At 37.6% G+C, this 12,617-nt stretch carries 11 protein-coding genes; 9 read left to right on the top strand and 2 right to left on the bottom strand.

Annotation, left to right across the window (positions count from 1 at the left end; all coding sequences use genetic code 11):
- Window positions 1-117: 117 nt before the first annotated feature.
- From fabI to K3248_RS05980, 7 genes are all read left to right on the top strand, one after another.
- Window positions 118-936 (top strand): enoyl-ACP reductase FabI, encoded by an 819-nt coding sequence (fabI, locus tag K3248_RS06010; protein WP_220717479.1) that lies wholly within the window; start codon window positions 118-120, stop codon window positions 934-936.
- A 131-nt stretch (window positions 937-1,067) separates the two neighbouring features.
- Window positions 1,068-2,156 carry a chorismate synthase gene (gene aroC, locus K3248_RS06005; RefSeq protein WP_220717478.1) on the top strand — a complete coding sequence of 363 codons (1,089 nt, stop codon included), beginning with the start codon at window positions 1,068-1,070 and terminating at the stop codon, window positions 2,154-2,156.
- A 15-nt stretch (window positions 2,157-2,171) separates the two neighbouring features.
- Entirely contained in the window at window positions 2,172-3,284 is a 1,113-nt protein-coding gene (ribB, locus tag K3248_RS06000) for a 3,4-dihydroxy-2-butanone-4-phosphate synthase (protein WP_220717477.1), read from the top strand.
- A gap of 15 nt (window positions 3,285-3,299) precedes the next feature.
- Window positions 3,300-3,554, top strand: a complete 255-nt coding sequence (locus K3248_RS05995) for an exodeoxyribonuclease VII small subunit (RefSeq protein WP_220717476.1) — start codon at window positions 3,300-3,302, stop codon at window positions 3,552-3,554.
- Window positions 3,555-3,775: 221 nt separating this feature from the next.
- The gene (gene dxs / locus K3248_RS05990; RefSeq protein WP_220717475.1) at window positions 3,776-5,698 is read left to right on the top strand and encodes a 1-deoxy-D-xylulose-5-phosphate synthase; all 1,923 of its coding nucleotides are present in this window, start codon (window positions 3,776-3,778) and stop codon (window positions 5,696-5,698) included.
- Between the two features lies 1 nt (window position 5,699).
- Window positions 5,700-6,446: a TlyA family RNA methyltransferase gene (locus K3248_RS05985; RefSeq protein WP_220717474.1), complete on the top strand. Its 747-nt coding sequence runs from the start codon at window positions 5,700-5,702 to the stop codon at window positions 6,444-6,446.
- Window positions 6,443-7,696 (top strand): class I SAM-dependent RNA methyltransferase, encoded by a 1,254-nt coding sequence (locus tag K3248_RS05980; protein WP_220717473.1) that lies wholly within the window; start codon window positions 6,443-6,445, stop codon window positions 7,694-7,696. Before K3248_RS05985 ends, K3248_RS05980 begins: the two co-directional genes overlap by 4 nt.
- 290 nt (window positions 7,697-7,986) lie before the next feature.
- Here the strand turns inward: K3248_RS05980 and tldD are convergent, their stop codons facing one another.
- Both tldD and K3248_RS05970 read right to left on the bottom strand, forming a co-directional pair.
- Complete coding sequence (gene tldD, locus K3248_RS05975) at window positions 7,987-9,408, bottom strand: metalloprotease TldD (RefSeq protein ID WP_220717472.1); 1,422 nt, start codon at window positions 9,406-9,408, stop codon at window positions 7,987-7,989.
- Between the two features lie 110 nt (window positions 9,409-9,518).
- Entirely contained in the window at window positions 9,519-10,058 is a 540-nt protein-coding gene (locus K3248_RS05970) for an invasion associated locus B family protein (protein WP_220717471.1), read from the bottom strand.
- 415 nt (window positions 10,059-10,473) lie between these two features.
- Between K3248_RS05970 and cyoE the strand changes: the two genes are divergently transcribed.
- Both cyoE and ispH read left to right on the top strand, forming a co-directional pair.
- Window positions 10,474-11,409 (top strand): heme o synthase, encoded by a 936-nt coding sequence (cyoE, locus tag K3248_RS05965; protein ID WP_220717470.1) that lies wholly within the window; start codon window positions 10,474-10,476, stop codon window positions 11,407-11,409.
- Window positions 11,410-11,579: 170 nt separating this feature from the next.
- On the top strand, window positions 11,580-12,611 hold the full coding sequence (ispH, locus tag K3248_RS05960; protein ID WP_220717469.1) for a 4-hydroxy-3-methylbut-2-enyl diphosphate reductase: 1,032 nt from the start codon (window positions 11,580-11,582) through the stop codon (window positions 12,609-12,611).
- Window positions 12,612-12,617: the final 6 nt, after the last annotated feature.

Raw genomic sequence — 12,617 nt, 5'->3', positions numbered from 1 at the left:
TAAATTATAGACAGCATAGTTTTTATTTTATTTTAAATCAATTACTTGAAGAAAAAGTTTACCTATGTCATAGGCAGATAAGTAATATTAATTTCAAGTAACAATGGGGCAGTGCTGATGGCTAAGGGTAATGGTTTATTGTATGGTAAGCGTGGTTTAATTTTGGGATTAGCCAATAATCGCTCTATCGCTTGGGGGATAGCTAAAGCGGTAAGTAATGCAGGTGCAGAGCTTGCTTTTACTTATCAGGGTGAGGCAATGAAAAAGCGTGTTGCTCCTTTGGCCGAGGAAGTGAAAGGATTTGTTTGCGGTCATTGTGATGTTTCTGATAGTGCATCTATTGATGCGGTTTTTAAAGAGATAGAAAAAAAATGGGGTAAACTCGATTTTTTAGTCCATGCTATTGGTTTTTCTGATAAAGATGAATTAAGTGGTCGCTATATTGATATTAGCGAATCGAATTTTATGATGACCATGAATATTTCGGTTTATTCCTTAACAGCTTTAGCTAAGCGTGCAGAAAAATTAATGCAAGATGGCGGTTCAATTTTAACATTGAGCTATTATGGTGCAGAAAAAGTTGTCCCCAATTATAATGTTATGGGGATTGCAAAAGCGGCTCTTGAGGCAAGTGTGAAATATTTAGCGGTTGATTTAGGTCCCCAACATATTCGTGTTAATGCTATATCTGCAGGGCCAATTAAAACATTAGCAGCTTCTGGTATTGGTGATTTTCGTTATATTTTAAAATGGAATGAATATAATGCTCCTTTGCGTCGTACAGTGACCATTGAAGAGGTAGGTGATTCTGCTCTTTATCTTCTTTCGGATTTGTCTCGTTCTGTTACAGGTGAAGTACACCATGTGGATTCAGGTTATAATATTATTGGTATGAAAGCCGTTGATGCGCCAGATATTTCTGTCGTTAAAGAGTAAACTTTTATCCGATAATAGCGATTTGATCAAATTTGAAATAGCTAATAACATTTTAAAAGAGAAACTTTTTGTGTACGGCATAACATAGGTTTATAGGTGTGTATATTTGACGAAGAAACGGTTCATTTTTTATGTCACATAATACATTTGGTCATCTGTTTCGTGTAACAACATGGGGGGAAAGCCATGGCGCCGCTCTTGGTTGTGTCATTGATGGTTGTCCACCAGGAATTCATTTTACACTTGCAGAAATTCAAGCGTTTGTTGATAAGCGTAGACCAGGACAATCGCAATATACGACGCAACGCCGAGAATTGGATCAAGTAGAGGTTCTTTCGGGGTTTATTTCCCAAGGAGATGGGACGATTTTAGTAACAACGGGTACACCAATTTCTTTATTGATTCGCAATACAGATCAACGTTCTAAGGATTATGGTTCGATTGCTCACCAGTATCGTCCTAGTCATGCAGATTATACTTATGCCGTCAAATATGGCATTCGCGATCCCCGTGGAGGAGGACGTGCTTCTGCACGAGAGACCGCGGCACGTGTTGCAGCAGGTGTTTTTGCGCGTAAAGTTGTTCCAGGCTTAAATGTACGGGGAGCGGTAATAGCGATTGGTCCTTATAAGATTAATCGCAATCGTTGGGACTGGTCAGAGGTTGATAACAATCCTTTTTTTACGCCTGATGGTGAAATGGTAAAAGTTTTTAGTGATTATATTAATAAAATACGCAAAGATGGTTCGTCTGTTGGCGCCGTTGTTGAGATTGTTGCAGAAAATGTTCCAGCGGGATTAGGAGCACCTGTTTACGCAAAACTTGATCAGGATATTGCATCATTATTGATGTCGATTAATGCGGTGAAAGGTGTTGAAATTGGTGATGGTTTTGCAGCAGCTCAGCTGAGGGGAGAAGAAAATGCAGATGAAATGCGTATGGGAAGTGATGGAACGCCACTTTTTTTATCCAATCATGCAGGTGGTATCTTAGGTGGAATATCGAGTGGGCAGCCAATAATTGCACGTTTTGCTGTGAAACCGACTTCATCAATTTTAACCCCTCGTCGTTCAATTGATGTTGATGGTAATAATGTAGACGTTGTCACAAAGGGACGTCATGACCCCTGTGTTGGGATTCGTGCGGTTCCTGTTGGTGAAGCGATGGTTGCTTGTGCTATCGCTGATCATTATCTAAGGCATCGCGGTCAGGTTGGGTGATTTAAAAGGTGAATAATGGCGTATGATGAAAAAAAAATTATTTCTGCACTTCAAGCTTTTGAACGCGGTGAAATTATTGTGGTTACTGATGATAATGATCGCGAAAATGAAGGCGATTTAACAGTTTCTGCTGCTCATTGTACAGAAGAAAAGATGGCATTTATCATGCGTTATACAACAGGTATTATTTGTACACCTATGCCAAAGGAAGAAGCGCAACGATTTAATCTTTCTCCTATGGTTCCAGATAACAATTCTGCACATGGAACACAATTTACTATTACTGTTGATTTTAAACATGGGATAACGACAGGGATTTCAGCGCACGATCGTACATTGGCAGTTCGTAATCTTGCTAATTCCAATACTGATGCAAATGATTTTGTTCGCCCAGGACATATTTTTCCTTTGATTGCACATGAAGGCGGAGTACTTATGCGTTCAGGACACACCGAGGCAGCGGTTGATTTGTGTAAATTAACCGGTTTACCGCCGGTTGGTGTGATAGGTGAATTAGTTAATGATGATGGAAGTGTTAAACATGGAGATGAGATAACAAAATTTGCAAAAGATAATCAGTTGCATACCATAACTGTTGCAGATTTGATTGCTTATCGTCAGCGTAAGGAAATGTTAATCAGGCATATTGGAGAAATTTCTATTGAAACAACAGTAGGACCAGCTGTTGCCCATAGTTATCAACTTCCTTGGGAAACGGTTCAACATATTGCAATCATTTTTGGAAATATCCGTAACTGTGAAGATATTCCCGTGTGTTTGCATCGTGAAAATATTTTGAATGATGTTTTTGGTCAATCTACAGAGATTTCAGATATTATGCGGTGTATGATGGAAAAAGAAAAACGGGGTGTGTTTATTTATTTGCGTGAAGGATCTGTAGGTATTGGTCTCCCATCTGCTGTTGGTGTCCAAAAAATGGAGAAGGATGGTTTAGAAAAGCATTTACAGGCTATTAATCGTGAAGAGAAATGGCGTAAAATTGGTTTAGGATCACAAATTTTAAGACATTTAGGAATTCGTTCTATACTTGTACATGCTTCTGAAGAGCATCATTATGTAGGTTTAGAAGATTTTGGAATTCGTATATCCAGAACAAATACTTTATAAAGATTAGAGGATTACATGAAACAAGAGATAAAAAAGGGAGATATTGCAGCGTTAAGTTTTGAAGAAGCGCTTAAGCAACTTGAAGTGATTGTCGAAAACTTGGAACGTGGGGATGTTCCTTTAGAACAATCCATTGATATTTATGAGCGTGGGGAAGCTCTTAAAAAACATTGTGAAAAACTTTTGAAAGTAGCCGAAGCGAAGGTTGAAAAAATTCAGCTTTCAAATGAAGGTCATCCAGAAGGTGTTGAACCTCTTGATTCTGAATAATATGAAGTTGTCTCAAGATATTAATGGCAAAAGAGGAGATGCAATAATCTTGTTGAAAGAAAACAAGTTTTGTTAGCATCTCTTTTATATAGTAAGCTAAAATGAGAAAGTTACAAAGCATCTCAAAGAAAAATTCCAGTAGAAAATATGCAACATAATAAATAAAAAAGTGTATTCTTACTATTTCACACTTTTGATAAAATAATGTGAAGGAGCTTTTTTTGTCTCAGGTCTTAACACCATTGCTTGATAGTATTTCTTTACCACAAGATTTGCGGGCATTGCCTGAGTCTCGTTTAGTACAATTAGCAAATGAGTTACGAGCAGAAACAATAGATGTAGTTTCCGTAACCGGTGGTCATCTTGGGGCAGGGCTTGGGGTTGTTGAACTTACGATTGCATTGCATTATGTTTTTAATACACCTGAGGATAGAATTATTTGGGATGTTGGCCATCAAGCCTATCCTCATAAAATTTTGACGGGACGTAGAGATAGAATCCGCACATTGCGTCAAGAAGGGGGATTGTCAGGTTTTACAAAGCGATCAGAAAGTGAGTATGATCCATTTGGTGCGGGACATTCTTCTACGTCTATTTCGGCAGGTCTTGGTATGGCAATGGCGAGTGCTTTAAAAGCTGAGACAAGACGCAATATCATTTCTGTGATTGGTGATGGTGCTATGTCTGCTGGCATGGCTTATGAAGCGATGAATAATGCCGGTACTTTAGATGCACGTTTGATTGTTGTTCTTAATGATAATGATATGTCTATAGCACCTCCTACTGGTGCTATGAGTGCTCATCTTGCACGATTGGTTTCTCGTCCTGCTTACCGTAATTTACGTAAACGGATAAAGGTATTTAGCGAAAAATTACCAAAGTTTTTTTTAGATAAAGCACGTCGTTCAGAAGAGTTTGCACGCGGACTTTTGGTTGGAGGAACTTTATTTGATGAGCTTGGTTTTTACTATGTTGGGCCAATAGATGGCCACAATTTAGAGCATTTATTGCCTGTTTTAAAAAATGTTCGCCAATATCCTTATGGTCCTGTATTAGTGCATGTCGTAACCCATAAGGGCAAGGGGTATGCACCTGCGGAAGCATCATCTGATAAATATCATGGTGTTAATCGTTTTGATATTATAACAGGTAAACAGGTCAAGAAAAAAAGCAATGCTCTTTCTTATACGAAAGTATTTTCTAAGGCGTTAATAGAAGAAGCTTGTCATGATGATAAGATTGTTAGCATAACAGCGGCAATGCCAACGGGAACGGGACTTGATTCTTTTGCTGAAAGATTTCCTGAAAGGATGTTTGATGTTGGTATTGCTGAGCAGCATGCCGTAACTTTTGCTGCCGGTATGGCTTGTGAGGGTTATAAGCCTTTTGTTGCTATTTATTCTACTTTTTTACAGCGTGCTTATGATCAGATTATTCATGATGTATCGATACAGAAATTACCGGTACGTTTTGCTATTGATCGAGCAGGTTTTGTTGGTGCAGATGGTGCGACGCATGCTGGTAGTTTTGATATTGTTTTTTTGACAACGCTTCCTGAGTTTGTTGTCATGGCACCTTCTGATGAAGTAGAGTTGATGCATATGGTACGCACTGCTGCAGCTTATGATCAGGGACCAATTTCTTTTCGTTATCCACGCGGTGAAGGGGTTGGTTTGGAAATACCGCAGCGCGGTGCATTATTGGAAATTGGAAAAGGACATGTTCTGCGTGAAGGAACTAAAATAGCTTTAGTTTGTTTTGGTGCACGTATGTCAGAAGTATTGATGGCCGCTGATGTGTTGGCTGGAGAAGGGTTATCTACAACTGTAGCAGATGCAAGGTTTGCAAAGCCTTTAGATAGTGATTTGATGTGTCGTTTAGCACGTGAGCATGAAGTATTGGTAACAATTGAAGAAGGCGCAGTCGGTGGATTTGGGGCCCATTTACTACAATTTTTGGCGCAAGAAGGGCTCTTAGAACGTGGTTTAAAAGTTCGCACATTAAAACTTCCGGATGAATATTTAAGCCACGGTTCACAAGAAAAAACGCTTTCACGTGTTGGATTGGATTCTGTTGGTATTGTTAATACAGTTTTGACTGTTTTGGGACGCAAGATTCGGACAATACAGAAAATTCGAGTATGAAATGGGCGTTAGAAAAAGGCTCGATATTCTTTTAGTTGAAAGAAACTTTTTTACGACACGTTCGCGTGCGCGTGATGCTGTTACACGCCAAACCGTTAAGGTTAATGGTAAAAGTATTTTAAAAGCGGGACAGATTGTTGCTGATGATGCAGAAATTACAGTGAGCGATCCTGCTCAAAATTATGTTTCACGTGCAGCGTTAAAACTAGTTAGCGCACTTGATACATTTCCAATTATAACAGAAAAAGTAACAGCTATTGATATTGGTGCATCAACAGGTGGTTTTACGCAGGTTCTTTTAGAGCGTGGGGCATCTCATGTTATTGCTATAGATGTTGGTCATCATCAGTTTCATGAACGCTTATTGAAAAATCATGCAATAACTTTATTAGAAGGATTAAATGTTAGAGATTTAAAAGAAGAACATTTAGGTGGACGGGAAATAGATCTCATCGTTTCAGATGTCAGTTTTATTTCACTCAAACTTGCATTACCTCCTGTTTTATCTTTAGTCAAAAAGGGAGCCCAAGCCGTTTTACTAGTAAAGCCTCAATTTGAGGTTGGGCGTAAGTATATTGGTAAGGGTGGGGTTTTAAAAAATCCATTAATGGCAAAAGAAATGGCTGAAGCGTTATTTATTTGGTTAGATAGACAAAAAGGATGGAATGCAAAAGGTTTGCTTCCCTCGCCTATTACAGGTGGTGATGGTAATTTGGAATATTTATTATTCGGAGAAAAACAAGATTGAACAATCATGTTATAATTGATCATATGAGCGCAAATGGCAATGGTGTCATCAAAACACTGTATGGCTTAGTTGAGGTTCCCTTTACGTTACCAGGAGAATGTGCTGAAATTGTTGTTCATGGCAAACATGCTACGCTTTTAGCATTAAAAGAAAAGTCACCAGAACGTATTGATTCTCTTTGTCAACATTTTGGAGAATGTGGAGGATGTACGCTTCAACATTGGCATGCTGATGCTTATCACATATGGAAAAGACAATTGGTTGTTGATACACTGAAAAAATATGGGATCGATGTTTTTGTTTCGCCTTTAATTACGTGTAAGCCTTATAGCCGACGGAGAATTACTCTAACAGCATCTATGACACCGTATGGTCAAAGAGTCGGTTTTAATCGTCATTTTTCTCATAAGATTGTAGCCCTTGAGGAATGTCCAGTAAGCTGTCTAGAGATTATATCTAAACTAGATGATATTAGAGAACTTTGTGCTTTTCTAAGCAGTGATGCAAAACGATTTCATATTACAATCACTTATGTTGCAAATGGTTTGGATGTTGCGTTAAAAGGCTGCGTTGTACAGCATGAATTGCTTCGTCAAAAAATGGTGCGTAAAGCTCTTTCATGTGGGATTACACGTTTATCGGTTGAAGGAGAAGTTTTAGTTGAACGTGAAAAACCAGTAATTTACTTTGAAGATATCTGTGTTGAGTTTCCTTCTGGTGGTTTTCTGCAAGCAACTTATGAAGCAGAAAATATCATGAGCAATATTATTTTAACGCATTTAAAAAAAGCAAAGAACGCCCTTGATTTATTTTCAGGGGTGGGTACTTTTACATTACGCATGGCAAAGAAGATGAATGTTCATGCGGTTGAAAATAATGAGAGAGCTTTAAGAAATTTAGATTTAGCAGCTCGTTTCACATCCGGTTTAAAAACAGTAACTTGTGAAAAGCGTGACCTTTTTCGTCATCCACTTTCTGTTAAGGAGCTTGAGTGTTTTGAGTGTGTTGTTTTTGATCCTCCACGTGCTGGTGCGGAAAATCAAGTGCGTGAATTAGCGAAAACGACAATACCAAGGATCGTAGCACTTTCATGCAATCCTATTACATTTGCTCGTGATGTATCAATGCTTATAGCAGGAGGGTATAGAATAGAACAAGTTATACCTATTGATCAATTTTTATGGTCACCACACGTTGAGATTGTTGCGCTTTTAAGCAAGCGCAAAACAAAAATAGGCTGGAAGCTTTAATCTTAGCTGAAAACACTTTGTAAATTCTGTTAAACTTTTACAAAATTTATTTTTTATTATAAAGTTTACAAATATTTGATTTATAAAAATAATGAATAAAAGCATTCAATACAAAGAATTTTTTATTTTAGTATTTGTTATTATGAGCTATGAATAGAGTATTTTATAATGCACAAAAAGGTTGGCGTGTAGAAAGCTGTATTTTGGAGATGTAATATATCATTGATGTGCTCTCTTCAGGCATGAGGGGGTATTGTCATGGAGAAGAGCTAAAAATGTTGGGACAGGCATTATTTCATCAATGCTGTTCCACCGATTGTCATATTATTGATTCGCAAATGAGGTTGTCCAACACCGACAGGAACATTTTGGCCCGCTTTTCCGCACATACCGATACCATTGTCAAGTTTGCTATCATTACCAACCATAGTGATACGTTTCATAGCATCTGGTCCATTTCCAATAAGAGTTGCACCTTTGATTGGTGCTACGATTTTACCATTTTCTATTCGATATGCTTCTGTACATTCAAAAACAAATTTTCCAGAAGTAATATCCACTTGTCCTCCACCAAATGAGACGGCATAAATACCACTTTTGAGTGAAGAAAGAATTTCCTCAGGTGTTTTATCACCTCCAAGCATAACTGTATTTGTCATCCGTGGCATTGGCGCATATGCATAGGATTCACGTCGTCCATTTCCAGTTGGATGAACTCCCATAAGTCTAGCGTTTAGCCTATCTTGCATAAAACCAACAAGTTTTCCATCTTCAATAAGAATGTTGTATCCTGATGGTGTCCCTTCATCATCAACAGTGAGGGAACCACGGCAGTGAGGAATTGTTCCATCATCAACGACGGTAACACCTTTTGCAGCAATTTGTTGACCTAAAAGTCCAGAAAATGCAGATGTCTTTTTGCGATTAAAGTCGCCTTCTAATCCATGTCCTACGGCTTCATGAAGCATAACGCCAGGCCATCCATTTGCTAAAACGACATCAAATGTTCCAGCAGGTGCTTCTTCTGCTTCTAAGTTTGTTAAAGCCATACGTAAAGCTTCATCAGCAGCCTTTTTCCAATTTTCTTCGTGAATAAATTGGCTAAATGCTTTCCGTCCACCACATCCATAAAAACCACTTTCACGACGATTTCCTTCAGCAACAACGACAGATATAGAAAGCCGTACAAGAGGACGAATATCACGCACCAAATATCCATCTGCGCGTAAAATTTCAATATGTTGTAATGAGCCGGAAAGAGAGACAGTTACTTGGTGCAATTTATCATTTTTTGCACGTAGATAGGCATCAATTTTTTGCAAAATTGTACTTTTTTCTTCAAAGGATGGAGTATCAAGGGGATTATGTGGATGATAAAGTCTTTTATTTGTTTTTTGGGGAGGGGTACTATAAAGTCCAGCATGATTTTGAGAGATAACAGTTTTAGCGGCTTCACTGGCCCGTTGGAGTGCAGCAGCTGATAGTTCGCTAGAGTGTGCATATCCAGTCGCTTCTCCAGAAACAGCACGCAGACCAAAGCCCATATCTTGGTGGAATGATCCATTCTTCAGCTGCCCATTATCAAATAAGAGAGTTTCACTTTCTGTATATTCGAGATAGAGTTCCCCATCATCGGCATGATGAAGTGTATCTTGTACAAGTGATTGCACTTTAGAGGAAGCAATATCAAAATGATCAATCAGCGATTTCATAAAATTTTATCCTATTTTATGGAGGGATGAAAAGATTTTCATTTGTTTTGTTGGAGCCGATGTAAGAATAGATTATGCGTTTTTCATTGTGTAATGTATTTAAATTCTATTTATGTTGGTAAAGCTGCATAGGCATCACTCAGACCATGGAGATCAACGAGGCTTCCAATGGCTTGTTCAGGAGTTGTAAAGATAAAATAAGTTGCCATTTTACCTTTTAAAAAGAGTTGTAAAATATCTTCTTTGAGAAAAGCTTCAGCAACACAATTATCCCCCAGACAACGACGATATTCCATTTTTCCCATATTTTTATCATCAATTTTAATTCCGACACCAGGACGTAATTCAACACGAATTGGAACAAAAACACGCATTAAAGCGCCTTGATTGTTAGGAAGTTTATAAAACATAATACGAAGGGTAATATCATGGCGATTTTTTGTTTGTACATTTTGTACAATTTCACATTGTATATTAGGTGTTCCCAGTGGCAGAGAACAAACTTTTGTCCATGCTCCATAGGTTTGGGGGGCAGGGACATTTTGCGTATGAGATGTTTGTGCAAAAGCATAATTGGCAAAAAGAGCATAAAATATGTTAAAAATAGTAGCAATAAAGAAAATTTTTTTTAGCAATTTATAAAATATCACAGACAATCCTATCCAAATCGATATGCACACTATCATACATAGATTTGCGTAAAAATGAATTCTTAAAATGAGAACTATAACACAAAATCAGTATCTCCCCAAATATATTAATTTATATATTAAAAATAAAAAAAATGAGAAAAACAAGATATTATATGCAGTGTAAATAAGGCTTGGAACATGACTTTATGATATTTGGTAGAATGTACTTTTTATGATACACCTATAATGTGAAAAATGATGTATACTAGAAAAAGATATTTTTATTAGAAATATTTCTATCTATTTTGAGGGGATATGTATAAGAAAGGTATCCTCAATGTTCTCAGAAACGCTATAATATTAATTGGTCATGCCCATATGCTAGACAGTATTTGTTTGTGGATGACAAAAATGGAAAAGGTCTTTGAACGGAATGTCTGTTTCAGGAGAATTATCAGCTGTAAACGGTAAATCAATTCCACCAAAATCCAGTATTGGTGATTATATTATTTTATTAAAACCACGGGTTATGTCCCTTGTTGTATTTACAGCTTTTGTTGGATTAGTTGTATCACCTGTTTCGATCAATCCATTTTACGGTTTTCTAGCAATTTTATGTATTGCCGTAGGGGGAGGGGCTGCAGGGGCATTGAATATGTGGTATGATGCTGACATTGATGCCGTGATGGAACGTACTAAAAATCGTCCCATTCCTATGGGGAGAATTAGTTCCAAGAAGGCTTTTATTTTTGGTATGATTCTTGCTATGCTTTCCGTATTGATTATGGGGTTTTTCATTAATTGGTTTGCAGCAATTTTTCTTGCATTCACAATTTTCTTTTATGTCGTTATCTATACCATTTGGCTAAAGCGTATAACGCCACAAAATATTGTTATTGGCGGTGCATCTGGAGCTTTTCCACCAATGATTGGATGGGCTGTCACAACAGGGACAGTGAGTGTTGAGAGTTTTTTATTATTTTTAATTATTTTTATGTGGACCCCACCACATTTTTGGTCTCTTTCTCTCTTTTCATCTCTTGATTATGATGCCGCTGGAATTCCTATGATGCCCAATGTACGAGGAGAATCTTCAACAAAAAAACAGATCTTTTTTTATACTATTCTTATGGCAATATGTGCTGCTGGACCTTATATTATCGGCTTCGCAGGGATTTTTTACAGCATTTTTTCAACAATTTTAAGCATTATTTTTATCTATTTTACCTATCGGTTGTGGACAGCTAATACGCATGATGAAACTATTTTTATGGCAAAAAAAGTATTTTTCTTTTCGTTATTTTATTTGGCTGCTCTCTTTGGAATTCTTTTGATTGAATCTCTAGTTTGGTCTTTTATCACTGTTTAGTATAGCAAGATAAGAGAGAAAACTTAAAGCGCTTTCCCTGAAAAAATGCTATAAGCATATATGATGAGGAGCGGATGGTATTGCCAATCGTTTCTTTACACCATTTATTGTGTGCAATAAAAATAGTCTTTTTAAACATAGAGTCAAAATATAGATATTAAGGATGTTTTATGTCTTTACGTCCTCCTTTAACAATACGTCTTTGTGGCCCGCGTGGTTTTTGTGCAGGAGTTGATCGTGCTATTCAGATTGTCCTTCTTGCATTGAAAAAATATGGTGCTCCAGTGTATGTTCGTCATGAAATTGTACATAATCGCTATGTGGTTGAAGGATTGCAACAACGCGGGGCTATTTTTGTTGAAGAACTTGATGAGATTCCAAAAGAACATCGCAGTCAACCCATTGTATTTTCTGCTCATGGTGTACCAAAATCTGTACCTGAAGAGGCTCGTCGTTATAATCTATTTTATCTTGATGCAACATGTCCTTTGGTTTCTAAGGTCCATAAACAAGCAATACGACATCAACGTCATGGCCGTCATGTTATCTTGATTGGCCATTCTGGTCATCCAGAGGTAATAGGAACAATGGGGCAGCTTGCAGAAGGGGCTGTCACATTAATTGAAACGATAAAAGATGCTTTAGAGTATCAACCAAATGATCCAGAAAAATTAGGATTTGTGACACAAACAACACTTTCTGTTGAAGATACCGCAGGGATTCTTGAGATTTTACAACGACGTTTTCCAACATTAGCAGCTCCTGCTGCTGAATCTATTTGCTATGCTACAACGAATCGACAAGATGCTGTTAAGGCAGCGGCAATTGGGAGCGATTTATTTTTAATTGTTGGAGCACCAAACTCCTCTAATTCGAGACGTTTGGTAGAAGTTGCTGAGCGGTTTGGTGCGCAGCAGGCTATTTTAGTGCAGCGCGCTGATGAAATTAAATTTGATCATTTTAAAGCACTTTCAGTTGTAAGTCTTTCAGCAGGAGCCTCTGCTCCTGAAATTATTATTGATGAAATTATTTCGGCATTTCGTGAACGTTATGATGTCACAATAGAGTTGGCTGAAACAGTAGTGGAAACAGAAACATTTTTGGTGAGTCGTGAATTACGCGATGTTACTTTGACACCTCAAGATCTAGCTTTTGTGAATGGTCGAGCTGAAATGTTAAAAAGAGAAAATGGGGATACATAAATGCCT

It is taken from the genome of Bartonella raoultii, from assembly GCF_019659805.1.
Taxonomy (GTDB): Bacteria; Pseudomonadota; Alphaproteobacteria; order Rhizobiales; family Rhizobiaceae; genus Bartonella; species Bartonella raoultii.
This window is presented reverse-complemented; position numbering and strand designations above follow the sequence as displayed.

What these genes read in the sequence shown, in the direction of transcription:
- K3248_RS05985 (WP_220717474.1), top strand. Translation starts at nt 5,700, where the DNA reads ATGGGCGTTAGAAAAAGGCTCGATATTCTTTTAGTTGAAAGAAACTTT.
- fabI (WP_220717479.1), top strand. Translation starts at nt 118, where the DNA reads ATGGCTAAGGGTAATGGTTTATTGTATGGTAAGCGTGGTTTAATTTTG.
- K3248_RS05995 (WP_220717476.1), top strand. Translation starts at nt 3,300, where the DNA reads ATGAAACAAGAGATAAAAAAGGGAGATATTGCAGCGTTAAGTTTTGAA.
- aroC (WP_220717478.1), top strand. Translation starts at nt 1,068, where the DNA reads ATGTCACATAATACATTTGGTCATCTGTTTCGTGTAACAACATGGGGG.
- tldD (WP_220717472.1), bottom strand. Translation starts at nt 9,408, where the DNA reads ATGAAATCGCTGATTGATCATTTTGATATTGCTTCCTCTAAAGTGCAA.
- ribB (WP_220717477.1), top strand. Translation starts at nt 2,172, where the DNA reads ATGGCGTATGATGAAAAAAAAATTATTTCTGCACTTCAAGCTTTTGAA.
- ispH (WP_220717469.1), top strand. Translation starts at nt 11,580, where the DNA reads ATGTCTTTACGTCCTCCTTTAACAATACGTCTTTGTGGCCCGCGTGGT.
- cyoE (WP_220717470.1), top strand. Translation starts at nt 10,474, where the DNA reads ATGTCTGTTTCAGGAGAATTATCAGCTGTAAACGGTAAATCAATTCCA.